The organism is Pseudomonas sp. Kh14, from assembly GCF_900291005.1.
Lineage (GTDB): Bacteria > Pseudomonadota > Gammaproteobacteria > Pseudomonadales > Pseudomonadaceae > Aquipseudomonas > Aquipseudomonas alloputida.
This window is the reverse complement of the sequence record NZ_OLKJ01000037.1, coordinates 116,074-140,236: the sequence shown is the minus strand read 5'-3', so window position 1 is coordinate 140,236 and position 24,163 is coordinate 116,074. Positions and strand designations below refer to the sequence as shown.

The 24,163-nt window shown below is 62.0% G+C and carries 28 protein-coding genes; 18 read left to right on the top strand and 10 right to left on the bottom strand.

The genetic code is table 11. The features are described from left to right. Positions 1-5: 5 nt before the first annotated feature. Genes FQ668_RS21725 through FQ668_RS21715 form a run of 3 tightly spaced genes read left to right on the top strand, consistent with a single transcriptional unit; the run spans position 6 to position 2,382 of the window. Positions 6-782, top strand: coding sequence for a 5-oxoprolinase subunit PxpA (locus tag FQ668_RS21725; protein WP_019436814.1), 777 nt, complete (start codon positions 6-8; stop codon positions 780-782). Beyond that, the gene (pxpB, locus tag FQ668_RS21720; protein ID WP_014590041.1) at positions 782-1,468 is read left to right on the top strand and encodes a 5-oxoprolinase subunit PxpB; all 687 of its coding nucleotides are present in this window, start codon (positions 782-784) and stop codon (positions 1,466-1,468) included. Before FQ668_RS21725 ends, pxpB begins: the two co-directional genes overlap by 1 nt. Continuing rightward, the gene (locus FQ668_RS21715) at positions 1,465-2,382 is read left to right on the top strand and encodes a biotin-dependent carboxyltransferase family protein (RefSeq protein WP_019436815.1); all 918 of its coding nucleotides are present in this window, start codon (positions 1,465-1,467) and stop codon (positions 2,380-2,382) included. Before pxpB ends, FQ668_RS21715 begins: the two co-directional genes overlap by 4 nt. 66 nt (positions 2,383-2,448) lie before the next feature. Here FQ668_RS21715 and FQ668_RS21710 read toward each other — a convergent pair whose 3' ends face one another. The 3 genes from FQ668_RS21710 to FQ668_RS21700 form a co-directional block, all read right to left on the bottom strand. Further along, on the bottom strand, positions 2,449-3,627 hold the full coding sequence (locus FQ668_RS21710) for a VWA domain-containing protein (protein WP_010955243.1): 1,179 nt from the start codon (positions 3,625-3,627) through the stop codon (positions 2,449-2,451). Between the two features lie 13 nt (positions 3,628-3,640). Next, positions 3,641-4,486, bottom strand: coding sequence for a MoxR family ATPase (locus FQ668_RS21705; RefSeq protein ID WP_003254658.1), 846 nt, complete (start codon positions 4,484-4,486; stop codon positions 3,641-3,643). 201 nt (positions 4,487-4,687) lie between these two features. Continuing rightward, on the bottom strand, positions 4,688-5,761 hold the full coding sequence (locus FQ668_RS21700; protein WP_019436816.1) for a DUF748 domain-containing protein: 1,074 nt from the start codon (positions 5,759-5,761) through the stop codon (positions 4,688-4,690). 132 nt (positions 5,762-5,893) lie between these two features. Between FQ668_RS21700 and cysK the strand changes: the two genes are divergently transcribed. The 4 genes from cysK (at position 5,894) to FQ668_RS21685 (ending at position 9,293) form a co-directional block, all read left to right on the top strand. Beyond that, the gene (gene cysK / locus FQ668_RS21695) at positions 5,894-6,868 is read left to right on the top strand and encodes a cysteine synthase A (protein ID WP_019436817.1); all 975 of its coding nucleotides are present in this window, start codon (positions 5,894-5,896) and stop codon (positions 6,866-6,868) included. 173 nt (positions 6,869-7,041) lie between these two features. After that, the gene (locus FQ668_RS21690) at positions 7,042-7,977 is read left to right on the top strand and encodes an aspartyl/asparaginyl beta-hydroxylase domain-containing protein (protein ID WP_014590045.1); all 936 of its coding nucleotides are present in this window, start codon (positions 7,042-7,044) and stop codon (positions 7,975-7,977) included. Between the two features lie 156 nt (positions 7,978-8,133). Further along, positions 8,134-8,295 carry a hypothetical protein gene (locus FQ668_RS29075; protein WP_154070663.1) on the top strand — a complete coding sequence of 54 codons (162 nt, stop codon included), beginning with the start codon at positions 8,134-8,136 and terminating at the stop codon, positions 8,293-8,295. A gap of 116 nt (positions 8,296-8,411) precedes the next feature. After that, on the top strand, positions 8,412-9,293 hold the full coding sequence (locus FQ668_RS21685) for a DMT family transporter (RefSeq protein ID WP_003254651.1): 882 nt from the start codon (positions 8,412-8,414) through the stop codon (positions 9,291-9,293). Between the two features lie 3 nt (positions 9,294-9,296). Here the strand turns inward: FQ668_RS21685 and FQ668_RS21680 are convergent, their stop codons facing one another. Together FQ668_RS21680 and FQ668_RS21675 are read right to left on the bottom strand one after the other, a co-directional pair. Beyond that, positions 9,297-9,755: a DUF4265 domain-containing protein gene (locus tag FQ668_RS21680; protein ID WP_019436818.1), complete on the bottom strand. Its 459-nt coding sequence runs from the start codon at positions 9,753-9,755 to the stop codon at positions 9,297-9,299. 13 nt (positions 9,756-9,768) lie between these two features. Next, complete coding sequence (locus FQ668_RS21675) at positions 9,769-10,644, bottom strand: DMT family transporter (RefSeq protein WP_019436819.1); 876 nt, start codon at positions 10,642-10,644, stop codon at positions 9,769-9,771. Between the two features lie 205 nt (positions 10,645-10,849). Between FQ668_RS21675 and aceK the strand changes: the two genes are divergently transcribed. Next, positions 10,850-12,565, top strand: a complete 1,716-nt coding sequence (aceK, locus tag FQ668_RS21670; protein WP_010955236.1) for a bifunctional isocitrate dehydrogenase kinase/phosphatase — start codon at positions 10,850-10,852, stop codon at positions 12,563-12,565. A 19-nt stretch (positions 12,566-12,584) separates the two neighbouring features. Here aceK and FQ668_RS21665 read toward each other — a convergent pair whose 3' ends face one another. Further along, positions 12,585-13,445 (bottom strand): DUF6279 family lipoprotein, encoded by an 861-nt coding sequence (locus FQ668_RS21665; protein ID WP_019436820.1) that lies wholly within the window; start codon positions 13,443-13,445, stop codon positions 12,585-12,587. 130 nt (positions 13,446-13,575) lie between these two features. On the opposite strand from FQ668_RS21665, the gene FQ668_RS21660 reads away from it, so the two are divergent. Further along, on the top strand, positions 13,576-14,412 hold the full coding sequence (locus FQ668_RS21660) for a S1 RNA-binding domain-containing protein (RefSeq protein ID WP_010955234.1): 837 nt from the start codon (positions 13,576-13,578) through the stop codon (positions 14,410-14,412). 5 nt (positions 14,413-14,417) lie between these two features. Here the strand turns inward: FQ668_RS21660 and FQ668_RS21655 are convergent, their stop codons facing one another. Beyond that, positions 14,418-14,798 carry a hypothetical protein gene (locus tag FQ668_RS21655; RefSeq protein ID WP_014590048.1) on the bottom strand — a complete coding sequence of 127 codons (381 nt, stop codon included), beginning with the start codon at positions 14,796-14,798 and terminating at the stop codon, positions 14,418-14,420. Between the two features lie 235 nt (positions 14,799-15,033). Here FQ668_RS21655 and FQ668_RS21650 point away from each other — a divergent pair, with 235 nt between their 5' ends. The 3 genes from FQ668_RS21650 (at position 15,034) to def (ending at position 16,858) form a co-directional block, all read left to right on the top strand. Next, positions 15,034-15,213, top strand: coding sequence for a CsbD family protein (locus tag FQ668_RS21650; RefSeq protein WP_012051514.1), 180 nt, complete (start codon positions 15,034-15,036; stop codon positions 15,211-15,213). A 152-nt stretch (positions 15,214-15,365) separates the two neighbouring features. Further along, positions 15,366-16,322, top strand: coding sequence for a YihY/virulence factor BrkB family protein (locus tag FQ668_RS21645; protein WP_014590049.1), 957 nt, complete (start codon positions 15,366-15,368; stop codon positions 16,320-16,322). After that, on the top strand, positions 16,322-16,858 hold the full coding sequence (gene def / locus FQ668_RS21640) for a peptide deformylase (protein ID WP_019436821.1): 537 nt from the start codon (positions 16,322-16,324) through the stop codon (positions 16,856-16,858). Before FQ668_RS21645 ends, def begins: the two co-directional genes overlap by 1 nt. Here the strand turns inward: def and FQ668_RS21635 are convergent. Next, the gene (locus FQ668_RS21635; protein WP_019436822.1) at positions 16,813-17,217 is read right to left on the bottom strand and encodes a GNAT family N-acetyltransferase; all 405 of its coding nucleotides are present in this window, start codon (positions 17,215-17,217) and stop codon (positions 16,813-16,815) included. The genes def and FQ668_RS21635 overlap by 46 nt on opposite strands. A gap of 318 nt (positions 17,218-17,535) precedes the next feature. Here FQ668_RS21635 and FQ668_RS21630 point away from each other — a divergent pair, with 318 nt between their 5' ends. The 5 genes from FQ668_RS21630 (at position 17,536) to FQ668_RS21610 (ending at position 20,544) form a co-directional block, all read left to right on the top strand. Next, entirely contained in the window at positions 17,536-17,793 is a 258-nt protein-coding gene (locus tag FQ668_RS21630; RefSeq protein ID WP_003254632.1) for a DUF2790 domain-containing protein, read from the top strand. Positions 17,794-17,984: 191 nt separating this feature from the next. Continuing rightward, positions 17,985-18,410, top strand: coding sequence for a nuclear transport factor 2 family protein (locus FQ668_RS21625; protein ID WP_014590051.1), 426 nt, complete (start codon positions 17,985-17,987; stop codon positions 18,408-18,410). A 44-nt stretch (positions 18,411-18,454) separates the two neighbouring features. Beyond that, positions 18,455-18,799, top strand: coding sequence for a YciI family protein (locus FQ668_RS21620; protein WP_014590052.1), 345 nt, complete (start codon positions 18,455-18,457; stop codon positions 18,797-18,799). A gap of 21 nt (positions 18,800-18,820) precedes the next feature. Then, positions 18,821-19,306 carry an SRPBCC family protein gene (locus tag FQ668_RS21615; protein ID WP_014590053.1) on the top strand — a complete coding sequence of 162 codons (486 nt, stop codon included), beginning with the start codon at positions 18,821-18,823 and terminating at the stop codon, positions 19,304-19,306. Next, the gene (locus FQ668_RS21610) at positions 19,306-20,544 is read left to right on the top strand and encodes an RNA polymerase sigma factor (protein WP_019436823.1); all 1,239 of its coding nucleotides are present in this window, start codon (positions 19,306-19,308) and stop codon (positions 20,542-20,544) included. Before FQ668_RS21615 ends, FQ668_RS21610 begins: the two co-directional genes overlap by 1 nt. A gap of 119 nt (positions 20,545-20,663) precedes the next feature. Here the strand turns inward: FQ668_RS21610 and FQ668_RS21605 are convergent, their stop codons facing one another. Beyond that, positions 20,664-21,134 (bottom strand): MaoC family dehydratase, encoded by a 471-nt coding sequence (locus FQ668_RS21605; RefSeq protein WP_003254624.1) that lies wholly within the window; start codon positions 21,132-21,134, stop codon positions 20,664-20,666. A gap of 34 nt (positions 21,135-21,168) precedes the next feature. Further along, entirely contained in the window at positions 21,169-22,113 is a 945-nt protein-coding gene (locus FQ668_RS21600; protein WP_014590055.1) for an alpha/beta hydrolase, read from the bottom strand. Positions 22,114-22,331: 218 nt separating this feature from the next. On the opposite strand from FQ668_RS21600, the gene fadD2 reads away from it, so the two are divergent. Further along, complete coding sequence (fadD2, locus tag FQ668_RS21595) at positions 22,332-24,020, top strand: long-chain-fatty-acid--CoA ligase FadD2 (protein WP_019436824.1); 1,689 nt, start codon at positions 22,332-22,334, stop codon at positions 24,018-24,020. Positions 24,021-24,163: the final 143 nt, after the last annotated feature.

The following is a 24,163-nucleotide window of genomic DNA, read 5'->3' as shown; positions in this document are numbered from 1 at the left end:
GGCATATGCACAACGACAAGGGAGACTGCGTGGTGGAACGCCTGCTACTCAATTGCGACATGGGCGAGAGTTTTGGCAGCTGGCGCATGGGCCTGGATGCCGAGGTCATGCCTTACATCGATTGCGCCAACATCGCCTGCGGCTACCACGCCGGCGACCCCGGCATCATGCGCCGCACCGTGGCCCTGGCGCTGGAGCACGGGGTGACTATTGGCGCTCATCCGGCCTACCCGGACCTGGTCGGCTTCGGCCGCCGCTCCATGGCCTGCAGCCCGGAAGAAGTCCGTGACCTGCTGCATTATCAGATCGGTGCGCTGGATGGCATCTGCAAAGTGCTGGGTGGTCGCGTGGCCTATGTGAAGCCGCATGGCGCGCTGTACAACGACATGATGGCCGACCCGCTCAAGTTGCGTACCGTGCTGGAGGCCGTAGCGGCCTATGACAGCAACCTGCCATTGATGCTGATGGCCACCGCCGACAACCGTGCCGCCCAGGCACTGGGCGATGAAATCGGCGTGCCGCTGTGGTTCGAGGCGTTCGCAGACCGCGCATACACCGCCAGCGGCCATCTGCTGTCGCGGCGCCTGCCGGGTGCGGTGCATCACGACCCGGCGCGGGTGGTGGAGCAGGCGGTGCGTCTGGCCCGAGGCGAAACGCTATTGGCTGACGATGGCAGTGCCTTGCAGCTTGCCGCCAGCACCCTCTGCGTGCATGGCGACAACGACAGTTCGGTGGCGGCGGTGCGGCAGATTCGCCAAGCCCTCGATGGGCTGGAGGTGTGATGAAGCCGCGAATCGAAGTGGTCGCCATCGACAGCCTGATGGTACGCCTGTTCGACCGTATCGATGAGGCCAACATGCCATGGATGCTCGCCGCCAGCCGGTGCTTGAGCGCGGCGTTCGGCGAGCATTTGCTGGACCTGGTGCCGTCCTATACCACGCTGATGGTGCAGTCTGCCCTGCCGCCAGGCGAAGCCAGGGCGCGAATCGCTCAGGCGCTGGAGGGCTTGCAGCCTGACACCGGCAGTGGCGGCCGCCGACACGAGATCCCGGTGTGGTATGACGTCAGTGTCGGCCCCGAGCTGCCTGTGCTGGCGGCACGCAGCGGCTTGAGTGAAGCCGAGATTGTTCGCTTGCACGGTGAACGTGATTACCCGGTGTTTGCCCTGGGCTTCGCGCCTGGTTTCGGCTTCATGGGCCTGGTCGACGAGCGCCTGGCCAGCCCTCGTCTGAGTACCCCGCGCAAGCGCGTGGCGGCGGGCAGCGTGGGTATTGCCGAGCGCCAGACGGCGGCCTACCCGGCAGTATCGCCGGGTGGCTGGAACCTGATCGGGCGCACCCCGGTGCGGTTGTTCGACCGTGAACGTGAGGGTTACAGCCTCTTGCAACCCGGTGACCGTGTGCGCTTCGTGCCGGTTTCGCGCAGCGAATTCCTGGCCATGGGTGGTGATGTGGAGGCGCAGGGATGAAGCAGTTGATGATCGAGGCCAGTACGCCGTTGTGCCAGTTACAGGATGCCGGGCGCTTTGGCGTGCGCCACCTTGGCGTGACCCAGGGCGGGGCGCTGGACTGGGTGGCGATGCACTGGGCCAACTGGCTGCTGGGCAACCCGTTGGGGGCGCCGGTGGTCGAGGTGGCGCTGGGTGGTTTTTGCGTGGTGGCCGAACAGGATTGCGTGCTGGCCCTGGCCGGTGCCGACCTGGGTGCGTGTGTCGATGATCAGCCCCTGGCGCCATGGCGCAGCTTTGCCCTGGCCAAGGGGCAGCGCTTGACCCTGAAGCAGCCCAAAGTCGGTGTGCGGGCGTATTTGGCGGCACCGGGTGGGTTTCTGGGCGAGGATGTACTGGGCAGCTGTGCCACCGTGGTACGTGAAGCACTGGGTGGCATCGATGGCCAGGGTGCTGCGCTGGCTAAACACCAGGCATTGGCTTTTACCGGTGGCAATGCCCCCCTGCGCGAAGTGCCGCAAGCGTTGTGCCCGCAGTTCGCCCAAAAGCCGGTGCTGGACCTGGTGATGGGCGCGCAGATCGGTGAATTCAGCGGTACCAGCTTGTTCGAGGCATTCAACCGGGAGTGGACGCTGGACAGCCGGGCCGACCGCATGGGCATCCGGTTGTTAGGGCCGCAGCTGGTGTACCAAGGCGCGCCGATGATCTCCGAAGGGATCCCGCTGGGGGCGGTACAGGTGCCGCCGGACGGGCAGCCGATCGTATTGCTCAATGACCGGCAGACCATTGGTGGGTACCCGCGGCTGGGCGCGCTGACGCCGCTGGCGCTGGCGCAACTGGCGCAGTGCATGCCGGGGGCGGTGGTGCGGTTCAGGGCGGTGGTGCAGGACGAGGCCTGGCGAGAGCAGCAGGATTACCTGAACCGTTGGCGGTAGAGCGGGCGGCCTCTTCGCGGGTGAACCCGCTCCTACACACGTGCTGTGCATGCCTTGACGGCGATGTTACTTGGACAGGTAGCGCATCCCGTCCTCCAACCCTTGCAGGGTCAGCGGATACATCTTGTCCTCGATCAGGTCGCGCACCAGATGGGTCGAGGCGGTGTACTCCCAGGCCTGCTTGGGGTACGGGTTGATCCAGATGACCTTCCTGAACTTTTCCATGAAACGCTGGATCCACACATACCCGGCTTCTTCGTTCCAGTGCTCCACGCTGCCACCCGGCTGGGTGATCTCGTAGGGCGCCATGGCCGCGTCACCGACGAACACCACCTTGTAGTCATCGCCGTACTTGTGCAGCAGGTCGAAGGTGGAAAAACGTTCGGACGTGCGGCGCAGGTTGTTCTTCCACACCGACTCATAAACGCAATTGTGGAAATAGTAATACTCCAGGTGCTTGAACTCGGTCTTGCAGGCCGAGAACAGCTCTTCGCAGACTTTGACGTGGGCATCCATCGAACCGCCAATGTCGAACAGCAACAGCAGCTTCACGGTGTTGCGCCGCTCGGGGCGCATCTGGATGTTCAGCAACCCGGCATCACGCGCGGTGTGGTCGATGGTGCCGTCGATGTCCAGCTCTTCGGCGGCGCCTTCGCGGGCGAACTTGCGCAGCCGGCGCAGGGCCAGCTTGATGTTGCGGGTGCCAAGCTCGACCTGGTCGTCGAGGTTCTTGTACTCGCGTTGGTCCCAGACTTTTACCGCCTTGCCCTGGCGCTTGCCGGCCTCACCAACGCGGATGCCCTCGGGGTTGAAGCCGCCCGAGCCGAATGGGCTGGTGCCGCCGGTACCAATCCACTTGTTGCCGCCAGCGTGGCGTTCCTTCTGCTCTTCGAGGCGCTGCTTGAAGGCCTCGATAAGCTTGTCCAGGCCGCCGAGCGACTGGATCTGCGCGCGTTCTTCATCGGTCAGCGAGCGCTCGAATTCCTTGCGCAGCCAGTCTTCTGGGATCAGTGCCTCAATGTGCCGGTCAAGGTTTTCCAGGCCCTTGAAATAGGCTGCGAAGGCACGGTCGAACTTGTCGAAGTGGCGTTCATCCTTCACCAGGATGGCGCGGGCGAGGTAGTAGAACTCGTCCATGTCGGCGAACACCACGCGCTTTTGCAAGGCCTGGTGCAGGTCGAGCAGTTCACGCACCGAAACCGGCACCTTGGCCGCACGCATCTCATTGAACAGATTGAGCAGCATGGTCCTGCTCCTGTCAGCGGTTGCCGCGCCGGCTCATGAAGGCCAGGCGCTCGAGCAGTTGTACATCCTGCTCGTTTTTTACCAGCGCACCGGCCAGCGGCGGGATGGCCTTGGTCGGATCGCGTTCGCGCAGCACCGCTTCACCGATGTTGTCGGCCATCAGCAGCTTGAGCCAGTCGACCAGCTCGGAGGTGGACGGCTTTTTCTTCAGGCCCGGCACCTTGCGCACGTCGAAGAACACATCCAGCGCCTCGCTGACCAGCGACTGGCTGATGTTCGGGTAGTGCACGTCGACAATCTGCTGCAGGGTAGTGCGGTCGGGGAAGGCGATGTAGTGGAAGAAGCAGCGGCGCAGGAAGGCGTCCGGCAGCTCTTTTTCGTTGTTCGAGGTAATGATGATGATCGGACGCTGTTTGGCCTTGATGGTCTCGTCGATTTCGTAGACGTAGAACTCCATCTTGTCGAGTTCTTGCAGCAGGTCGTTGGGGAATTCGATATCGGCCTTGTCGATTTCGTCGATCAGCAGGATAACCCGCTCGTCGGCCTCGAAGGCCTCCCAGAGCTTGCCCTTTTTCAGGTAGTTGCGCACATCGTGCACCTTGTCCACGCCCAGCTGCGAGTCGCGCAGGCGGCTGACCGCGTCGTACTCATAGAGCCCCTGGTGGGCCTTGGTGGTGGATTTGATGTGCCAGGTGATCAGGCGCGCCCCGAACGAGGCCGCCAACTGCTCGGCGAGCATGGTTTTGCCGGTGCCCGGTTCGCCCTTGACCAACAGCGGGCGTTCGAGGGTAATGGCCGCGTTTACCGCCAGTTTCAGGTCGTCTGTGGCGACGTAGTCGCGGGTGCCTTCGAACTTCATGGGGGGTTGTCCTCTGTTTAGGGCTTTGCGGGCCTCTTCGCGGGTAAACCCGCGCCTAATAACGTTGTAGGAGCGGGATTACCCGCGAAGAGGCCCGAACAGGCAGCACATGATCTGGATTTGTTTCCGACTATAACGCGGGGCCAGGCGGCTGCAAACGCAGACCGGGTATTCAGTCCCTGAATGCCCCGTCACGCTGTCTCAGTCAGACTTCGGCGCTGGTTGCTCATAGCGCGCATTGAATGCCTGGACAAACCCATTGCGCAGGATCTGCAAGAACGCTTCGAAGGCACTGATATCCTGTTGGCGCACACTGCCGCTGAGTTCCACCCGGGTGGCGAACTGGTTTTTCGGCTGGTTCTTCAGCACCGTCTCCGTCGCACCCACCAGGGCCTCCCACACCGAGCGGAAGAAGCCCTTGTCCTTTTCCTCGACGTCCTGTTGCCAGTCGAACACGTCGACATCGCGCAGCAGCGGTTTTATATAGCCGTTCAGCCGGCCGTTTTCTGCCTGGGCCTCGATGACCACGTCTCCGTGCCCGGCATTGAAGTCGAATTTGCCGTAGGCGCTGGCAAAGTCATTCAGTTTGCGCAGCTCGATGCCGGTGGCGCGAAGCCTGAATTCGAAGTCGTCGAAATCACTGAAAGGGTCGAAGGTGGCACGGCTTTCTACCTTCGCATCCCCCGCGATGAGCGCCGTCCCTTCGAAACTTGCATCGCGACGGCCTTGCTGGTCGCGCACGTTGGTCAAGTTGTGGATGCTGGCGTTCAACCGGGTGGCCTTGAGGTCGACCGGTGGCTTGGAATTGAAGTTGCGGAACGTCAGCACGCCATTGTCGATACGCACTTCGTTGAGGGTGATGGGCAGGAGTTTTTCCAGCTGCTGGCGCCAGTCGGTACCTTGGCCGGTCTGCGATGCCTGTTTGCTACCACCGTCGACAAAGTTCAGCTCGGGGTGCACGAAGGTCACCTCCGCCACTACTGCCTTGTCGTACCACAACGAACGCCAGCTCACCGAAAGGTCGATCAGTGGGGCGTCGAGAAACGGTACGGGCACCTTGCCGGTGGTCTTGACGATTTTCAGCCCATTGATCTGATAGGCACCGCGCCACCAGGCCAGGTCCACATCGGCTACCTGGCCGCGGTAGTCACCCATGTCGGCCAGCTTGTCGTTTAGGTAGTCGCGCACCAGGTAGGGCAGGGCCAGGTGCAGCGCCACCAGCAGCACGATCAGGCTGGCCAGGCCGACCAGCGGCCAGCGATAGCGGGCTTTCATGAGGCTGTCTCCAAGGCGGGATGTGCGGTTGACCGCAACGTGGCGGGCTGAGTTCGAACAGGCTTTACGGGCCACCGCCGCAGGCTTACCCTTGAGGCATTTCCCTGCTTTTTCATGCCAAGGACCCCTGCCATGAGCCGTATCTTTGCAGACAACGCCCACTCCATCGGTAACACGCCGCTGGTGCAGATCAACCGCATCGCCCCGCGCGGTGTGACCATCCTGGCCAAGATCGAAGGGCGCAACCCCGGGTACTCGGTCAAGTGCCGCATCGGCGCGAACATGGTCTGGGACGCCGAGAGCAGCGGCAGGCTCAAACCGGGCATGACCATCGTCGAGCCCACCTCGGGCAACACCGGTATCGGCCTGGCCTTCGTTGCCGCCGCCCGCGGCTACAAGCTGATGCTGACCATGCCCGCCTCGATGAGCCTGGAGCGCCGCAAGGTGCTGAAGGCACTGGGCGCCGAGCTGGTATTGACCGATCCGGCCAAGGGCATGAAGGGCGCGATCGAGAAGGCCAACGAAATCGTCGCCTCCGACCCGGAGCAGTACTTCCTGCCGGGCCAGTTCGAAAACCCGGCCAACCCGGCCATTCACGAGAAAACCACCGGCCCTGAGATCTGGAACGACACGGACGGCACCATCGACGTGCTGGTGGCGGGCGTGGGCACTGGCGGTACCATTACTGGCGTGTCGCGTTACATCAAACATACCCAGGGCAAGGCCATCCTGTCGGTGGCAGTGGAGCCTGTGGCATCGCCGCTGATCAGCCAGACCCTGGCCGGCGAAGAACTCAAGCCCAGCCCGCACAAAATCCAGGGCATCGGCGCTGGCTTCGTGCCGAAAAACCTCGACCTGTCGATCGTAGACCAAGTGGTGACGGTGACCGACGAAGAGTCCAAGGCCATGGCGATTCGCCTGATGCAGGAAGAGGGCATCCTTTGTGGTATTTCCTGCGGTGCGGCAATGGCGGCAGCTGTGCGCCTGGCCGAAAAACCGGAAATGCAGGGTAAGACCATCGTCGTAATCCTGCCCGATTCGGGCGAGCGATATTTGTCGAGCATGCTGTTCAGCGACATGTTCAGCGAGCAGGAAAACCAGCAGTAATCGGCCTTGCCGCTGATCCGGCGCAACAATCGGCGGCCTGGTTTATTGCAAAATCTTCATGAATGCGATCCCGCCCGGGTTGTTTTTACCGCGGCGGGATCGGTTTATGATGGCAGGATGATTTTCTGGAGAGCAGGCAGCGCAGCCCTGACTCTTCCTCAAGGAGTGAAAGCATGACCTTTTCCTTTGCAGCCAAGGCGGGTGTCTTGCTGGTGTTTTTCGGCAGCGTGCTGTTCGTGCACTTGCGTGGCAAGGCCCGCTTGCCGGTGTTGCGCCAGTTCGTCAACCATTCGGCGCTGTTCGCCCCCTACAACGCGTTGATGTACCTGTTTTCCGGCGTGCCGTCCAAGCCCTACCTGGATCGCCAGCGCTTCCCCGAGCTGGACGTATTGAAGGACAACTGGCAGGAAATCCGCGAAGAGGCCATGCGCCTGTTCGACGAAGGCTATATCCGTGCCGCTGAGAAAGATAACGACGCCGGCTTCGGTTCGTTCTTCAAGAAGGGCTGGAAGCGCTTTTACCTGAAGTGGTACGACAAACCTCTGCCTTCGGCGCAAACCCTGTGCCCGCGCACTGTCGAGCTGGTCAGCCGCATCCCCAATGTCAAGGGCGCAATGTTTGCCCTGCTGCCCGGCGGCAGCCACCTGAACCCGCACCGCGACCCGTTCGCAGGCTCGCTGCGTTATCACCTGGGGCTGTCCACGCCCAACTCCGACGCATGCCGCATCTACGTGGACGGTGAGCAGTACGCCTGGCGTGATGGCGAAGACGTGATGTTCGACGAAACCTACGTGCACTGGGTCAAGAACGAAACCGACGTTACCCGCGTGATCCTGTTCTGCGACATCGAGCGCCCGCTGAGTAGCCCGCTGATGACGCGCATCAACCGTAAGGTCAGTGCCTTCCTCGGCCGCGCCACCGCGCCGCAGAACACCGACGACGAGCGCGTGGGCGGGATCAACCAGGCGTACGCCTGGAGCAAGCGCTTCAGCAACAGGATCAGCAACCACGTGAAGCAGTTCAAGCGCGCCAACCCCAAGGCTTACCGCGTGCTGCGGCCGGTACTGGCGGTGGTGGTGGCGTATCTGTTGTATCGCTGGTTGTTCTGATTTCTTCTGGTCTAACCGGCATCTTTGCGGGGCCAGCCCGCTGCCACCTGTGCGCCTCATCCTTCAAGGACGAGGGCGCGCGCGTGGAAGCGGGGTTGTGCTGCGAAGAATCACTCGCTATATTCCAGAACATTCACTTCTGCAAAGAACCCTGTCATGCCCGCCATCCCTTCCACCACACGCTTTGCCATCGCGCCAGTCGCGGGCATGGTCGTGCGTGGTAGCCAGCAGCCGGTCATGATCTGTCACTCCCCACCACCTGTCAGTGGCGTCGTAGGCGGCGTAGCTCCGCCTCATTGCGTGGTCGTGCTGGGCTGATCGGCTTCTTGCCGTACCCCTTCACACGCGCAACCTACTGAACACGGTCGGCCACTGCTCACGTTGAAGCGCACGCCGTCCGTTTGGCTTATCTGCCTACTATCAGGTGGCAATTCATGTCTGTCTTTACCAAAACGTCCGTGGCCTCTGCGGCCACTACCTGCCTGTTCGTCCTGCTGTGGAGCAGCGGGGCGATCGTCTCCAAGCTCGGCCTGGCGCATGCCAGCCCGTTCGCCTTCCTGCTGTTGCGCTCGGCGCTGGCCCTGGCTGGCCTGTTGCTGATCGGCCCGTTGCTAGGGCTGCGCTGGCCGCGTACTCGCGGGAGCATTCTGCGCGCCCTTGGTACAGGGTGTGTGCTGCTCGGTGCCTATCAGATCTTTTATCTGTTGGCGCTTGATACCCATGTCACCCCCGGCGTCATGGCCACGGTGATGGGGGTACAACCGATCCTCACCGTGGTGCTGATGGAACGCCAGCGCTCCTGGAGCCGTTTGTTCGGCCTGGGTTTGGGGTTGGGCGGCTTGATCATGGTGGTCTACCAGGGCATCAACCTGGGCGGGGTTTCGCTGGCGGGCATGCTGTTCGCCCTGCTGGCGCTGGTCAGCATGACCTTTGGCTCGATCCTGCAGAAGCGCATTACCGACAACCCCATGGGCACACTACCGCTGCAGTACCTGGCCGGCTTTGCCATGTGCGCGCTGTTCGCACCTCTGCAACCGCTTCATGTCGAGTGGACCGGCAGCTTCGTCGGTGCGCTGCTGTGGATGGGCCTGGTGGTCTCGCTGCTGGCAACCTTGCTGCTGTACCGGCTGATCGCCAAGGGCAACCTGGTCAATGTCACCAGCCTGTTCTACCTGGTGCCGGCGGTGACTGCGGTGATGGACTTGCTGATCTTCGGTAACCGCCTGGCACCACTCAGCCTGCTGGGCATGGGGCTGATCGTGGTTGGGCTGCTGTTCGTGTTTCGCAAGCCCGCCGCGCGCCTGGCGGAAGCGTAGGCCCTAGCGGAACTCTTCGGGGATGGCGTGGCGCAACACGCCTTCCTCGAAGTCCAGCAGGCCGGCTTCGCGCTGGGTGAGCAGGTAGTAGAGCAGGGTATCGAGCGAGCGTTGCGGCGGGACCTCGACCGCCAACATCTTCACTGCTTGTTCGGTTTCACAGGCGCAGCCGAAATCCAGCAATGCTGCGCGTACCTGGTCGAGGGTTTCCGGTGGTTTGACGACCACCCGGAACACCGAGCTGCCGCTGCTGTGGCGCAGTTCTGCGAACCAGGTTTCGCCTGCTTCCTCGCGAGTGTCGATCACGTCGCCCGGGGCGATGCCATAGACATGGAAGGGTATGTTGTCGATGGCATAGCCGCCTTCCACAGCCTTGGCCCACAGGCCCTCGACCGAGGCCGGTGGGTAGCCGTTCTCGTCCTGTTCCAGGCGGAACAGGACCTTTTTGTACGCGCTGTTCATGCCGTACTCCGCTTCAGCTGCGCGCCGGGCGCAGCACCAGCCACAAGGCCAGGCCAATCAGCAGGCCGCCGTATAGGTGCGCCATCGACAACGGCTCATCCAGCAGCCATGCCCCCCACAATACGCCGAATACCGGGATCAGGAAGGTCACGGTACTGGCTTTGACCGGTCCGATCTCGGCCAGTAGGCGGAAGTACAGGATGTAGGCAAAGGCGGTGCACAGCAAACCCAGCCCCAGCAACGACAACCACACCTCCCAGCCCCCCCAGCTGGCGGGTGGTTGGGTGAGTGCGCTCCAGCCGAACAGCGGGGTCAGCATGAGCGTTGCGCCGAGCATGCTGCCCAGCGCGGAAAGACGGCTGTCCAGGCCACTGATCCAGCGGCGGGCGAGGAACCCGGCAAAGCCGTAGCAGGTGGTGGCCGCCAGGCAGGCGAGGGCGCCTTGCAGCAGGGCCATGTCCAGTGCCACCGGGCCGGCGCCGCTAAGGATGCCGACGCCGAACAGGCCAAGGAAGATGCCGCAGAGTTTGGCCAGGGTCATTGGCTCGCGGAAGAACAGTACGCCGACCAGCACGCCCATCAACGGGGTGGTGGCGTTGAAGATTGCCGAATAGCCGGCCGGCAGCACCTGGGCCGCCACCGAGTAGAAGGTGGCGGGGATGCCGGAGTTGATCATGCCCAGCACCAGGCACGCGCCGAGCTTGCCCTGGAAGTCCCAGCGCACACGGGCGGCGGCCAGTATCACGATCAGGCCCAGGCAGGCGATGGAGACCCGGAAGAACGCGGTCGGCACCGTACCCAGTTCGGGGGCGATGATGCGCATGAACAGGAAACTCGCTCCCCAGACGGCGGCAAGGGTCAGCAGGCGGGCTAGGGCGATGGGGCTCACAACGGTCTCCGGAGGTAAGGCAGGGGCGCGAGTGTACGCCAGGGGGCGGGGGGATTCTTGTGCTTTCTTGCTGTGTAATTCCTCTTGGGGCTGCGGGGCTCTGGGCAAGGCAGCTGCAACTACAGCTCTGGCCTTCAATGGCAGTAACCCATGAAGCCAAGGGCGGCTAAGCTCTGTACTCAATCCCAGCTCCGAGGCACCACGCATGTCCCAGCCCTGGCCCGCTGTCGAAATCGCCCGGATGATCCTCGCCGGCTTCGACGACTACCGCGATCATTTCCAGCGCATCACCCTTGGTGCTCGCCAGCGCTTCGAGCAGGCGCGTTGGCAGGATATTCAGCAGGCCGCCGCTGCCCGCATCAATCTCTATGAAGAGAAAGTCGCCGAAGTCAACGGTTGGCTGCGCCAGGCCTTTGCCGCAGAGGTGCTGCTGGACGTGGAACAGTGGCCTCTGGTGAAAAACGCCTATATCCACCTGATTGACCCCCGCCTGGACGACGAGTTGGCAGAGACCTGGTACAACTCGCTGTTTTGCAGCCTGTTCAGCCATGACCTGATCAGCGACGGCTGCATGTTCATCCACACTACCCGGCCTTCCATGCGCGGCCGCGAGCGCGCCGCGCAAACCCGTACCTATCGGCTTGACGGCAGTCTCAGGAACTTGCTGCGTGCGGTGTTCGCCGATTACCCGTTCGACATGCCTTATGGCGACCTGGAAGGCGACCTGGCGCGGCTGGAAGAACAACTGCGCGAATGCCTGCCCGACTGGGTGTGCAAGGACCCGGCGCTGGCCGTGGAGCTGTTTGTACCCGTGCTTTACCGCAACAAGGGGGCCTATCTGGTCGGCCGCCTGTACAACAGCGATGAGCAGTGGCCGTTGGTGATTCCCTTGTTGCACCGCGAGGGCCACGGCATCGAGGCCGATGCACTGATCACCGACGAGGCCGAGGTGTCGATCATCTTTTCGTTCACCCGCTCTTACTTCATGGCCGATGTCCCGGTGCCCGCCGAGTTCGTCAATTTCCTCAAGCGCATCCTGCCGGGCAAGCACATTGCCGAGCTGTATACCTCGATCGGGTTCTACAAGCAGGGCAAGTCGGAGTTCTACCGCGCACTGATCAACCACCTGGCCAGCAGTGATGACCGCTTTGTCATGGCGCCAGGGGTGCGGGGCATGGTCATGAGCGTGTTCACCTTGCCCGGCTTCAATACCGTGTTCAAGATCATCAAGGACCGCTTCTCGCCATCGAAAACCGTGGACCGCGCCACGGTGATCGACAAGTACCGGCTGGTGAAGAGCGTCGACCGGGTGGGGCGTATGGCCGACACCCAGGAGTTTGCCGATTTTCGCTTTCCGCGCAGCAAGTTCGAGCCGGATTGCCTGGCCGAGTTGCTGGAGGTGGCACCGTCGACGGTGGCGCTGGAGGGCGACACGGTGCTGATTCGCCACTGTTGGACCGAGCGGCGCATGACGCCGTTGAACCTGTACTTGGAGCAGGCCACCGAGGGCCAGGTGCTGGAGGCGCTGGAGGACTACGGCCTGGCCATCAAGCAGTTGGCGGCGGCGAACATCTTCCCCGGCGACATGTTGCTGAAGAACTTTGGTGTGACCCGTCATGGCCGGGTAGTGTTTTACGACTATGACGAAATCAGCTTTCTGACCGAGGTGAATTTCCGCCACATCCCGCCACCGCGTTACCCGGAGGACGAAATGTCGGGCGAGCCGTGGTACTCGATCGGGCCGCATGATGTGTTTCCCGAAGAGTTTCCGCCGTTTCTGTTTGCCGATATGGGCCAGCGGCGGTTGTTCAGCCGCTTGCATGGGGAACTGTATGACGCGGATTACTGGAAGGGGCTGCAGGCGGCGATACGTGAAGGGAAAGTGATCGATGTGTTTCCGTATCGGCGCAAGGCCCGGTGAATCAGCTCGAACAGGCCTGTCACTCCTTCAAACACTTCATCTCGCTCAAATGGGTCCGCACCTTGCCCAGCCGTTCCTGCAGGAATCTCCGCTGCTGCGGGGTGCTTTGTCGCACCAGGTCCACCAGCAGGCTGCGTGCCTGCTGCTCGGCATTCTGATATGCCGCCCGGTATTCGGGTGTCCACAAACTCTCCTTGCGTTGCAACAAGGTCGCCAGGCGCGGTTGGAAGCTGGAGTCGTTGCGCTGGTTCATTGCCAACAGTAATTGCTGCTGCCAGTGGGCACGGTTGGCGATCCATTCACGGTTCTGGTCACCCAGCGCTTGAGACCAGGTCTGGATGCGTTGCTTCTGTACCGCCGTCAACTCGCCAAACCATGGCGTCAGGCGTTTTTCCATGCGTTCGCTACGGCGGGCCATCTGCTTCGGCAATGGCGTATCCACATACTGCTTCTGCCGTTCACTGATGTCATCGCGGAAGGCTTCACGCATCTGCGCTACCTGGTTGTCGCTCATGCCGCGCAGCAGTTCGGTGGCCGAAGGGGTGATTTCCTCGGCCACTCGACCAATTGCCTCACGGACCTCGCGGGTGCTTTGCTGCAGGGCCTGGTCGGTGACCTGGTCGTCGGCGACCATGTCACGTAGCCGGTCGAGCCAGTCGAGGTAGCCGGGCAGTTGAGTCTTGCAATGCCAGGCCAGGTGCTCGCGCAACCGATCGTCCAGCAGCGCCCTTTGCTCGCGGTTCATGTCCAGGTAGTCGCTCAGCGACCACGGCACCAGGCGGTCGAGGTTGCGATAGGCCAGGTCGATGCGGCTGCAGGCGGCCAAGGCCAGGGCGAAGCCGATGGCGATAAGCAGGGCTTTGGGCAGGCGTAGCGGCATGTGCTGTTCCTTCCTCAGGCTGGCCAGAAGGTAGATGCAAGTGCGGCCTGGCGGTTCCACTGCATGAGTGGTCGGGCCATGTGGTGGCTTCAGGTGTAGAATAGCCGCCTTGTCTTGAGGATCATCGGAAATGGCTCTGCTTGGGCGTTACAACAGTTTGCAAATCGTGAAACACGTGGACTTCGGTCTGTACCTGGACGGCGGCGCCGATGGCGAAATACTGCTGCCCGGGCGCTATATCCCGAAAAACGCCGAGACCGAAGTCGATGACTGGTTGAACGTGTTCATCTACCTGGACAGCGAAGACCAGCTGATCGCCACCACCGAGAAGCCCAAGGTGCAGGTTGGCGAGTTCGCCAGCCTGAAGGTCAAGGACATCAACGGTGCCGGTATCTTCCTGGACTGGGGCCTGTCCAAGGACCTGCTGATGCCGTACTCGGAAGAGGCACGGCCTCTGAAGATCGGTGATTACTGCGTGGTGCACGTGTACCTCGACAAGCGCACCCGCCGGATCACTGCCACGTCGCGCCTGGACCGCTACCTCGATGTCACCCCGGCCGACTACAAGGTTGGCCAGCCGGTCGAGCTGCTGGTGGCCGGCGAAACGCCGATGGGCTTCAAGGCCATCATCAACAACCGCCACTGGGGCCTGATCCACAAGAACGAGGTGTTCAAGTTCTTGCGCTCGGGCATGCACGAGAAGGGCTTCATCAAGGAAGTGCGCCAGGACGGCAAGATTTCACTGAGCCTGCAGCCGGTAGGCGCCGCCCTGGCGGACACCCTGCAAGAGCAGATCATGGCGCGCCTGGAAGCCGAAGGCGGGGTGTTGGGGGTGTGCGACAAGAGTGACCCTGCGTTGATCAGCAAGCTGTTTAACGTCAGCAAGGGCAACTTCAAGAAGGCCATTGGCGGGTTGTTCAAGCAGGGCCTGATCGTCATCCATGACGATCGCATCGAGAAAGCCTGACGGCCTTACGCCTGTACGAAGTTGCGGAAGTCCAGCTGCTCGCCACCCGGACGGGTGTCGCGCAGCAGCGAGTCACGGTCGGCGCTGAGGGCCAGGCTGATGGTGGAGCGGCGCTTGCCAGGCTTGCGCACTTCCATTTGCTCAAGGTGAGCCTTGAGGAAATTGGTGGGCACCTTCAGGTGCTGCAGCTCATCGCTTTCCGGCGTGTGCAGCAGCAGGTTGACCCAGTCGGCCTGGCCCTTGCCCAGCAGTGCCACTGGCACTTCGAACCACCACAGGTTGCGTTTGCTGTCCAGAGTGGCGAACAGAGTATTGCTGCTGGTCAGCACCGGCCGTGCCAGTGCTTCGTTGCGCCGGGCGATGGCGGCGGGTTTGTCGAGTTTCATGCAGGTTCCTGCGCGTTGACGCTATGAAGGCCTGCATTGTGAGGGGTGGCACGGGGCGGAGCAAGGTTTGTGACTTGCGGTGCCAGTGCCGGCCTCTTCGCGGGCTTGGACGGTATTCGCCTGCAGTTTTACCGTTCGGCTTCTGGCCGGGAAATCCGTTGAAACTCCTGGCCCAGGCGTTGGGTCAACCTTCTGTCGACACGGTTCACGTGTCTCCATTTGCAGGAGTTTTGCCATGAGCGGTACTAAAGACAAAGCGAAAGGCTTGGCCAACGAAGCGATCGGCAACGTGAAACAGGGTGTTGGCAAGGTGACCGACAACGACAAGCTGCGGGCCGAAGGCAAGGCGCAGGAGCTCAAAGGCGAGGCGCAGCAGGTCAAGGGCAATGTGAAGGATGCGGTGAAGAAACCTTGACTTGAGGCGGTGCGGGTCTCTTCTCGGGCGAACCCGCGAAGAGACCCGCACTATTGGTAAGCAAATTCTTCAACCACGGCCGGGAGCAGCACAGCACGGACAGGGTCTATTAGACTTGCCTGTGTAACGATCAAGCGGCGAAAGGAGACGCTATGATTTTCCCCGACCTGCGCGGCTTGCCCCTGCACCGCGTGCTGGTTCGCACCGTCAAGGAATTCCTCGACGACGAGATGTCCACCTATGCCTCAGCGCTGGCCTACCAGGCGCTGTTCTCGCTATTTCCCTTCCTGTTGTTCCTGATTGCCCTGATCGGTTTCCTGCACTTGCCGGACTTTTTCTCCTGGCTGCGTCTGCAATCGGAACTGGTATTGCCGCCCCAGGCGCTGGAGCAGGTGAATCCGGTGATCGACCAGTTGCAACAATCCAAGGGTGGGCTGCTGTCGGTGGGTATCGTGATCGCCCTGTGGACCGCCTCCGCCGGCGTGCGCCTGATGATGAGCGCCATGAACGCCGCTTACGATGTGCCCGAAGGTCGCCCGGTGTGGAAGCGTATCCCGCTTTCCATTTTCTACACCGTGGGCCTGGCTGGCATGCTGCTGGCGGCCGCAGCGCTGATGGTGCTCGGCCCGCAGGTGATGGAATGGATAGCTGCCCAGATCGGCATGCAGGAGTTCATCGTCACACTGTGGACCATCCTGCGCTGGCCGGTGATCATCATTCTGCTGATGGTGGCAGTGGCCCTGATCTATTACGTGATGCCTGATGTGGAACAGCAGTTTCGCTTCATCACCCCGGGCTCGGTGCTGGCGGTTGTAGTGTGGATCGTGGCCTCACTGGGCTTTGCCTACTACGTGAAGACCTTTGCCGACTACAACGCCATGTACGGCAGCATTGGTGCAATCATCGTGCTGTTGCTGTATTTCTATATTTCGGCTGCCGTGCTGCTGCTCGGCGCCGAAATGAATGCGGTGATCGAGCACATGTCAGCCGAAGGCAAGAACCCGGGCGAGAAAGACTTCGACGGGGAAAAACCCAAGGAAACCTTGACTGTATTGGGTCACGAGCACCCGAACCCGAGCAAGCCTCATAGCGTCGAGCCGAACCCCTGATGATCCGTGACATTCTCAAGATGGGCGACGAACGCCTGCTGCGCATCGCTCCGCCAGTGCCCGAGCACATGCTTGGCAGTGCCGAACTGCAGCAATTGATCGACGACATGTTCGAAACCATGCGTCACGTCGGCGGTGTGGGCCTGGCCGCCCCGCAGGTCGGCATCGACCTGCAGTTGGTGATCTTCGGCTTCGAGCGCAGCGAGCGATACCCCGATGCCGAGGCGGTGCCGCAGACCATTCTGCTGAATCCGGTCATCACCCCGACCTCCAGCGAGGTCGAGGACGGCTGGGAGGGGTGTCTGTCGGTGCCTGGTTTGCGCGGCGTGGTGCCGCGCTTCAAGCATATCTGCTACCAAGGGATCGACCCCCAGGGCAGCCCGATCAACCGCTTTGCCGATGGCTTCCATGCGCGGGTGGTGCAACACGAGTGCGACCACTTGATCGGCCGGCTATACCCCTCGCGCATCCAGGACTTTGCCAGGTTCGGCTACACCGAGGTGCTGTTCCCTGGGCTTGAGGTCAGCGACGACTGACCTCGCTGCAGGGCTACCAGGCGTTTGTTGCGCTGATAGCGTTGCAGGCGGCTGGCCAGGGGTTCTGGCAGCTGTTGGGCCAGGTCGAAACCCAGGCGCTGGTAGAAGGGCGTCAGGTCGGGATGACAGAACAGCCAGACGGGCCCGTCAACCTGCGCCAGTGCTGCCTCGACCAACCGTGCAGCCACCCCTTGGTTGCGCCGCCGCGGGGCGACGAACAGGCCCGTCAGCCAGAATCCCTCACCCACCGCACTCAGGCTCAGTCCGGCGATGATGCCAGGGGCCCGTGCTACCCAAAGTGCGGCGTCGCTTGCAGCGCGCATGCGTGAGCTGTGCTGGCGGTAGAAGTGGTCCAGCAAACGGCGTTCTGTGTCCGAAAGCCTCGAACAGGACAATTTTTCAGAAATGGCGAGTCCTACCCTGAAACGTGGCCAGAGGCTCTGGCCTAATGACTTGCGGCCACTTTGTCGCAGATTGTTGCAAAACCGGCAAGGGTGAATATCCGACTCCGGGGTTCAACTATTACTGGCCGGGAGTAGAATTTTGTTCATCCCCCCTGGCAGTACGAAGCGGGATCGGTACTTCGTGCCATCTAGACCCTAGATGACAACTTCTCCGCGCCGGATACGGCAATAGAAGTCAATCGATCAGCTTGAACGCTCAAAAGGCAAAACCACATGAAACCATTACTGATTCTTGCATTGGTCGGTATGTCCTCGTTCGCCCTCGCCGATGAGGCCAAACCCGTCTCCAGCGAGCCTGTGGCTCAGCAGTATGACTACTCGATGAACCTGGACATCAAGCGGGTGATCAACCTGTCGACCATCCCCAATGTCTGCGAAGTGGTACCTGCGACCATGACCTATGAAGACCATCAGGGCCAGGTGCACACCATTCAGTACCGGGCCATGGGTGAAGGTTGCCAGCAGGGTTGACTGGCGGTGCCCGCCACAGGGTCTGAAAACGCTGTGGCGGGCACTTGCTAACCCTGATGCGATCTCACAGGTGCTCCGCCAATACAGAATAATTTCCCCCGCCTGTCGAATCCTCCGCTTACCGTTCGACCATAGCTGAAGGCACGCTTCACACCGTGCCCCACCCCCTATGATCTTTCGGAGGTACCCCGATGAGCACCGCAGCCGAATCCGAAATCCGTCAATTGATCGAGCGCTGGATGCAAGCCGTGCGCGATCGCGACATCCCGGGCATCATCGCCCCCTACGCCGACGATATCGTCGCCTTCGATGCCATCCAGGCTCTGCAATTCAAAGGCAAGTCAGCCTACACGGCGCACTGGGAAATGTGCATGGGCATGTGTCCCGGCCCCATGGTGTTCGAACTTGCCCAACTCACCGTGCACGCCGCTGGCGATCTGGCCCTGGCCCATTGGCTGAACCGCTGCGGCCCGGGCGACGACGAAAGCCAGTGCGGCTTCATGCGCGCCACGGTGGGCTATCGTCGTCAAGGCGGCCAGTGGCAGGTAATTCACGAACACTGGTCGGCGCCTTTCGATATGGAAACGCAAAAAGCCCTGTTCGATCTCAAGCCCTGAGCCGTTATCGCCAAACGCACTTTGCCAATACCCTGGAGGCGACCATGAAATACCTGTGCCTGGTCTATTGTGACGAGGGGCTGTTGCACAGCCTGCCCGACAGCCCGGCAGACGCCGAATGCATGGCCTACGCCGAAGCCATTCAGGGTTCCGGGCGCATGCTGGCGGCCGAGGCGCTGAAGCCGGTGCAGACGGCCACCACGGTACGCATGCGCAACGGACACATGAGCCTGACCGACGGCCCGTTCGCCGAAACCAAGGAGCAACTGGCCGGCTTTTACCTGGTGGAGGCCCGCGACCTAAACGAAGCGCTGAATATCGCCAAAGGCATCCCTGCCGCGCGGGTCGGCAGTGTCGAGGTGCGACCGGTGCGTGAGCTGCAACCCTGACAGCCAAGGAGAACAATCAGCATGAGCCTTGCCCCCATTGCCCAGGCGCAACACGAGTTATCCATCAGCCGCCTGATCGACGCCCCACCGGCCAAGGTATTTCGCGCCTGGACCGAACCCCAGTGGCTGATGCAGTGGTGGGGGCCGCACGGCATGACCACCCCGGAGTGTGAAATGCAGCTGTGGGCCGGTGGCCTGTTTCGCACCTTGATGCGGGCGCCGGATGGCAGCGAGTACCCCAACCAGGGCGTTTTTCTGGAAATTGCCGCGCCACGCCGGCTGGTGTTCACTGATGCCTTCGGCCCCGGTTGGGTGCCATCGGACAAGGCCTTCATGACCGCCGTGATCAGCTTTGACGAGGAACAGGGCAAAACCCGCTACACCGCCCGGGCCTGGCACTGGAATGCCACCGACTGCCGGGCCCATGAAGAAATGGGCTTCCACCAAGGCTGGGGAGAAAGCCTGGACCGCCTGGTGGAGGTGGTGACCCAGCGGATGCCCGACTGATGGCCGCACTGGCCCAGGTGCGCGCCGAAGTCGAGGCTGTGTATCGGCAGGAGTCGCGGCGCATACTGGCGACACTGATCCGCTTGCTGGGTGATTTCGACCTGGCCGAGGAGGCCATGCATGATGCCTTCTTCATTGCCGTCGAACGCTGGCAACGCGACGGTATTCCCGCCAACCCGCGAGCGTGGCTGGTTTCTGTCGGGCGCTTCAAGGCCATCGACGCGCTGCGCCGGCGCGTCCGCTTCGACCGCTCCCAGGCGGACTTGAGCATGCTGCTGGATGACCAGGCGCAGGATCCCAGTGAAGAAGAGCTGCTGGTGGATGACCGCCTGCGGCTGATCTTCACCTGTTGCCATCCGGCCCTGTCGGCCGACGCTCAGGTGCCATTGACGCTTCGCGAAGTCTGCGACCTGACGACCGAGCAGATCGCCCGCGCCTTTCTGCAAAGCCCGGCCACCATCGCCCAGCGTATTGTGCGCGCCAAGGCCAAGATCCGTGACGCGGGCATACCGTACCAGGTACCGGAGCTGAGTGAACTGCCCGAGCGCCTGGAAAGCGTGTTGCGGGTGATCTACCTGGTGTTCAACGAGGGCTATTCGGCGTCATCGGGCGAGACACTGCTGCAGCAGGCGCTGAGCGATGAAGCCATTCGCCTGGCGCGGTTGCTGGTGCAGTTGCTGCCCGACCCGGAGGCGGTCGGCCTGCTGGCGTTGATGTTGTTGCAGGCGTCCCGGCAGCGGGCGCGCATCGATGGCAAAGGCGATTTGGTGGTTCTGGAGCAGCAGGACCGTAGCTTGTGGGACCGGCAGTTCATTGCCGAGGGCTGTGCTCTGGTGCGCCAGGCCCTGCAGAGCCGTGCATTCGGGGCCTATACCATCCAGGCGGCGATTGCTGCCGTGCATGCCGAAGCGGCGACGGCTGAAGAGACGGACTGGGGAGAGATCGTCGGGCTGTATGACGTGTTGCAGCGGTATTGGCCATCAGCGGTGGTGGCGCTTAACCGGGCGGTGGCGCTGGCGAAGCGGGATGGGCCGGAGGCTGGCTTGCGGGAAGTCGAAGGGATTCTGGCACGGGGGGAGTTGCTGGACTATCACCTGGCACATGCGGCACGCGCCGAGTTGCATTGCCAGCTGGGACAGGTGGAAGAGGCGCGGGCGGCCTGGCGGCAGGCGCTGGCCTTGACCCGGCAGGCGCCTGAGCGGCGGTATATCGAGCGGCGTTTGCAGGCTATCGAATGATGTGAGGTGTGCCGGCCTCTTGGCGGGCAAGCCCGCTCCCACAGGATGCCTGCCAAATCAACGCGTTAGCGGGTTACCCAGGAGAGCAGCCTTGAAGAAGATGCTGGCTGCATCACACCTCAGCTCGCCACGAAATTCGGCGGCGACACCAGCTCGACGGTCTGCTGCTTGCGCGGCGCCAGAATCTCGGCTTCACCCGCGACCACCAGCTCGTCGTTCTGGTTGTACACATTGGTGGCGATGCGCACCTTGAACTTGGGCAGCTTCTCGAGGATTTCCAGGCGCACGGTCAGGGTGTCGCCGATTTTCACCGGTTTCTGGAAGCTCATCTGCTGGCCCAGGTAGATGGTGCCAGGGCCAGGGAGGGTGCAGGCCACTGCAGCACTGATCAGCGCGCCGCTGAACATGCCATGGGCAATACGTTCGCGGAACATGCTCTTGGCGGCGAACTCGGCATCCAGATGAACCGGGTTGTGGTCACCGGACATCGCAGCGAACAGTTGGATGTCGCGTTCTTCAACGGACTTCTTGTACTCGGCCTTCTGGCCGACTTCGAGGGCTTCGTAAGGCGTGTTGGTGACCTGGGACATCGATGCTTCCTTAAGCGTTGGGCGAGGGCGGCTATCATTCACTGCGCGCAGGGCGGCCAAGGGCCAGCGCCTGTTCCAGCCAGCCGAGAATATCGGCGATGACCTCGCCACGGTTGGTTTCGTTGAGTACTTCATGCCGCGCCTCAGGATAGATGCGCAGCTGTACATGTCGGTTGCCGGTCGCGCGCAGGGCGTCGGCCAGATGGGTGAGACGCTTGCCGGCACTGACCGGATCACATTCACCGCCGATCACCAGCATCGGCAGGTTGGGATCGATCTGCGCGAGGTTACCCGGCTGACTGATCTGCGCCAAGCCTTGCAGCAGATCGAGCCACAACTGGTTGGTGCAGCGAAAGCCGCACAACGGGTCATTCACGTACTGATCGACCTCGCCCGGGTCGCGGCTGAGCCAGTCGAAGGCCGTGCGGTTGGGCTTGAAGGCGTTGTTGAACGAACCGAAGGACAACCATTCGATCAGTGCACTCTTGCCCAGTGGCCCCTGGCGCCAGGACTCCAGCCGGGCAATCAGCCGCGCAAAGCGGTACAGCACGGCCGGTTGATAGTTGGAGCCGCTGAGGATCGCCCCGTGCAGGCTGCCACTGTGATGCAGCAGGTAAGCCTGGGCGATGTAGCTGCCCATGCTGTGGCCGAACAGGAACAGCGGCGTGCACGGGAACTGCTGGCCGATGTGCTGGGCCACACACCCCAGGTCATTGACCACGGCATTCCAGCCATGATGACGGGCAAACAGGCCGAGACTGCCCAGTTCGGCAGTGCGCCCGTGGCCACGCTGATCGGCAGCGAACAGGGCAAAGCCGGCCTCGCTCAGGGCCTGGCCCAGACGGTGGTAGCGCCCGGCATGCTCGGCCATGCCATGGGCCAGCAGCACCACGGCCTTTACCGGTGTGGCCGGCAGCCATTGGTGTACGTACAGGCTGCAGTGCTCACTGGCGGGCAGCCAGAAGGCATCGTGAGGCATGGCGGGTCCTTGTGCGCGCGGTTACCCGAACAGTGTATGCACAACCGGCCGGATTGCAGGAGGGGCACAAATAAGATTCACAATGTTAATGGCGGCACTTGGCGTATATGCCACCTTGGGTTTACCTGCTAACGTCGAATCAACGCCTTTTCGCCAGCAGGCGGTCAGGTAAAGGACTAAAGGACGCAGTGCAGGTCCAGGCAGAGGAACAATAATAAATGCAAGCCGACTTCTGGAATGACAAGCGCCCGGCAGGCGTGCCTTCCACCATCGACATCAATGCCTACGCCTCGGTCGTCGAGGTGTTCGAGCGCTCCTGCAAGCGCTTTGCCGACCGCCCGGCGTTCAGCAACCTGGGCGTGACCCTCAGCTACGCGGAACTGGAACGCCATTCGGCAGCCTTCGCTGCCTGGTTGCAGCAGCACACCGACCTCAAACCGGGTGAGCGCATTGCCGTGCAGATGCCTAATGTGCTGCAGTACCCCATCGCCGTATTCGGTGCCATGCGCGCCGGGCTGATCGTGGTCAATACCAATCCGCTGTACACCGAGCGCGAGATGCGCCACCAGTTCAAGGACAGTGGCGCGCGTGCGCTGGTGTACCTGAACATGTTCGGCAAGCGCGTGCAGGAGGTGCTGCCCGATACCGGTATCGAGTACCTGATCGAGGCAAAGATGGGCGACCTGCTGCCGGCCGCCAAGGGCTGGCTGGTCAACACCGTGGTCGACAAGTTGAAGAAGATGGTGCCGGCCTACCAGTTGCCCCAGGCGGTGCCGTTCAAGCAGGTGCTGCGCGAGGGCCGCGGGCTGTCGCCCAAACCGGTGTCGCTGAACCTCGATGACATCGCCGTGCTGCAGTACACCGGCGGCACCACTGGCCTGGCCAAGGGCGCCATGCTCACCCATGGCAACCTGGTGGCCAACATGCTGCAGGTGCTGGCCTGCTTCTCGCAGCACGGCCCCGATGGGCAGAAGCTGCTGAAGGACGGCCAGGAAGTGATGATCGCGCCGCTGCCGCTGTACCACATCTATGCCTTCACCGCGAATTGCATGTGCATGATGGTCACCGGCAACCATAACGTGCTGATTACCAACCCGCGGGATATTCCCGGCTTCATCAAGGAACTGGGCAAGTGGCGTTTCTCTGCCTTGCTGGGCCTCAATACCCTGTTTGTCGCACTGATGGACCACCCGGGTTTCCGTCAGCTGGACTTCTCGGCGCTGAAGGTCACCAACTCTGGTGGCACAGCGCTGGTCAAAGCGACCGCCGAGCGTTGGGAAAACCTTACCGGGTGCCGTATCGTTGAAGGCTACGGCCTGACAGAAACCTCGCCGGTAGCCAGCACCAACCCATACGGCCAGCTGGCGCGTCTGGGGACGGTGGGCATCCCCGTGGCGGGTACTGCGTTCAAGGTCATCGATGATGACGGCAACGAACTGCCGCTGGGCGAGCGGGGCGAGCTTTGCATCAAAGGCCCGCAGGTCATGAAGGGGTACTGGCAGCAGCCCGAAGCAACGGCCCAGGCACTGGATGCAGAAGGCTGGTTCAAGACCGGTGATATCGCGGTGATCGACCCGGACGGCTTCACCCGCATTGTCGACCGCAAGAAGGACATGATCATCGTCTCGGGCTTCAATGTTTACCCCAACGAAATCGAGGATGTGGTGATGGGGCACCCCAAGGTCGCCAACTGTGCGGCTATCGGCGTGCCGGACGAGCGTTCCGGCGAGGCGGTCAAGCTGTTCGTGGTGCCGCGCGAGGGGGGGCTGAGCGTTGATGAGCTGAAGGACTACTGCAAGGCCAACTTCACTGGCTACAAAGTACCCAAGCACATCGTGCTGCGTGAATCGTTGCCCATGACGCCGGTGGGCAAGATTTTGCGGCGGGAGTTGCGCGATATAGCGTGATACCGGGATGGCTTCTTCGCGGGTAAACCCGCTCCTACACCGCCCAATGTAGGAGCGGGTTTACCCGCGAATGCCTCAAACCGCTCTAACAGGCCATATACAGCCTTATCTGCGACATTTTGGATAATTACTCTAAAAATGAC

Bases quoted from the DNA above. Each gene is read 5' to 3' on its own strand.
- FQ668_RS21620 (WP_014590052.1), top strand. From the start codon at position 18,455: ATGAAATACCTGTGCCTGGTCTATTGTGACGAGGGGCTGTTGCACAGC.
- FQ668_RS21710 (WP_010955243.1), bottom strand. From the start codon at position 3,627: ATGCTGCTCAATCTGTTCAATGAGATGCGTGCGGCCAAGGTGCCGGTT.
- pxpB (WP_014590041.1), top strand. From the start codon at position 782: ATGAAGCCGCGAATCGAAGTGGTCGCCATCGACAGCCTGATGGTACGC.
- FQ668_RS21605 (WP_003254624.1), bottom strand. From the start codon at position 21,134: ATGTCCCAGGTCACCAACACGCCTTACGAAGCCCTCGAAGTCGGCCAG.
- FQ668_RS21655 (WP_014590048.1), bottom strand. From the start codon at position 14,798: ATGAAACTCGACAAACCCGCCGCCATCGCCCGGCGCAACGAAGCACTG.
- FQ668_RS21680 (WP_019436818.1), bottom strand. From the start codon at position 9,755: ATGAACAGCGCGTACAAAAAGGTCCTGTTCCGCCTGGAACAGGACGAG.
- FQ668_RS21725 (WP_019436814.1), top strand. From the start codon at position 6: ATGCACAACGACAAGGGAGACTGCGTGGTGGAACGCCTGCTACTCAAT.
- FQ668_RS29075 (WP_154070663.1), top strand. From the start codon at position 8,134: ATGCCCGCCATCCCTTCCACCACACGCTTTGCCATCGCGCCAGTCGCG.
- FQ668_RS21690 (WP_014590045.1), top strand. From the start codon at position 7,042: ATGACCTTTTCCTTTGCAGCCAAGGCGGGTGTCTTGCTGGTGTTTTTC.
- FQ668_RS21700 (WP_019436816.1), bottom strand. From the start codon at position 5,761: ATGAAAGCCCGCTATCGCTGGCCGCTGGTCGGCCTGGCCAGCCTGATC.
- aceK (WP_010955236.1), top strand. From the start codon at position 10,850: ATGTCCCAGCCCTGGCCCGCTGTCGAAATCGCCCGGATGATCCTCGCC.
- FQ668_RS21625 (WP_014590051.1), top strand. From the start codon at position 17,985: ATGAGCACCGCAGCCGAATCCGAAATCCGTCAATTGATCGAGCGCTGG.
- FQ668_RS21660 (WP_010955234.1), top strand. From the start codon at position 13,576: ATGGCTCTGCTTGGGCGTTACAACAGTTTGCAAATCGTGAAACACGTG.
- def (WP_019436821.1), top strand. From the start codon at position 16,322: ATGATCCGTGACATTCTCAAGATGGGCGACGAACGCCTGCTGCGCATC.
- fadD2 (WP_019436824.1), top strand. From the start codon at position 22,332: ATGCAAGCCGACTTCTGGAATGACAAGCGCCCGGCAGGCGTGCCTTCC.
- FQ668_RS21665 (WP_019436820.1), bottom strand. From the start codon at position 13,445: ATGCCGCTACGCCTGCCCAAAGCCCTGCTTATCGCCATCGGCTTCGCC.
- FQ668_RS21685 (WP_003254651.1), top strand. From the start codon at position 8,412: ATGTCTGTCTTTACCAAAACGTCCGTGGCCTCTGCGGCCACTACCTGC.
- FQ668_RS21615 (WP_014590053.1), top strand. From the start codon at position 18,821: ATGAGCCTTGCCCCCATTGCCCAGGCGCAACACGAGTTATCCATCAGC.
- FQ668_RS21715 (WP_019436815.1), top strand. From the start codon at position 1,465: ATGAAGCAGTTGATGATCGAGGCCAGTACGCCGTTGTGCCAGTTACAG.
- FQ668_RS21610 (WP_019436823.1), top strand. From the start codon at position 19,306: ATGGCCGCACTGGCCCAGGTGCGCGCCGAAGTCGAGGCTGTGTATCGG.
- FQ668_RS21645 (WP_014590049.1), top strand. From the start codon at position 15,366: ATGATTTTCCCCGACCTGCGCGGCTTGCCCCTGCACCGCGTGCTGGTT.
- FQ668_RS21630 (WP_003254632.1), top strand. From the start codon at position 17,536: ATGAAACCATTACTGATTCTTGCATTGGTCGGTATGTCCTCGTTCGCC.
- FQ668_RS21705 (WP_003254658.1), bottom strand. From the start codon at position 4,486: ATGAAGTTCGAAGGCACCCGCGACTACGTCGCCACAGACGACCTGAAA.
- FQ668_RS21650 (WP_012051514.1), top strand. From the start codon at position 15,034: ATGAGCGGTACTAAAGACAAAGCGAAAGGCTTGGCCAACGAAGCGATC.
- cysK (WP_019436817.1), top strand. From the start codon at position 5,894: ATGAGCCGTATCTTTGCAGACAACGCCCACTCCATCGGTAACACGCCG.
- FQ668_RS21600 (WP_014590055.1), bottom strand. From the start codon at position 22,113: ATGCCTCACGATGCCTTCTGGCTGCCCGCCAGTGAGCACTGCAGCCTG.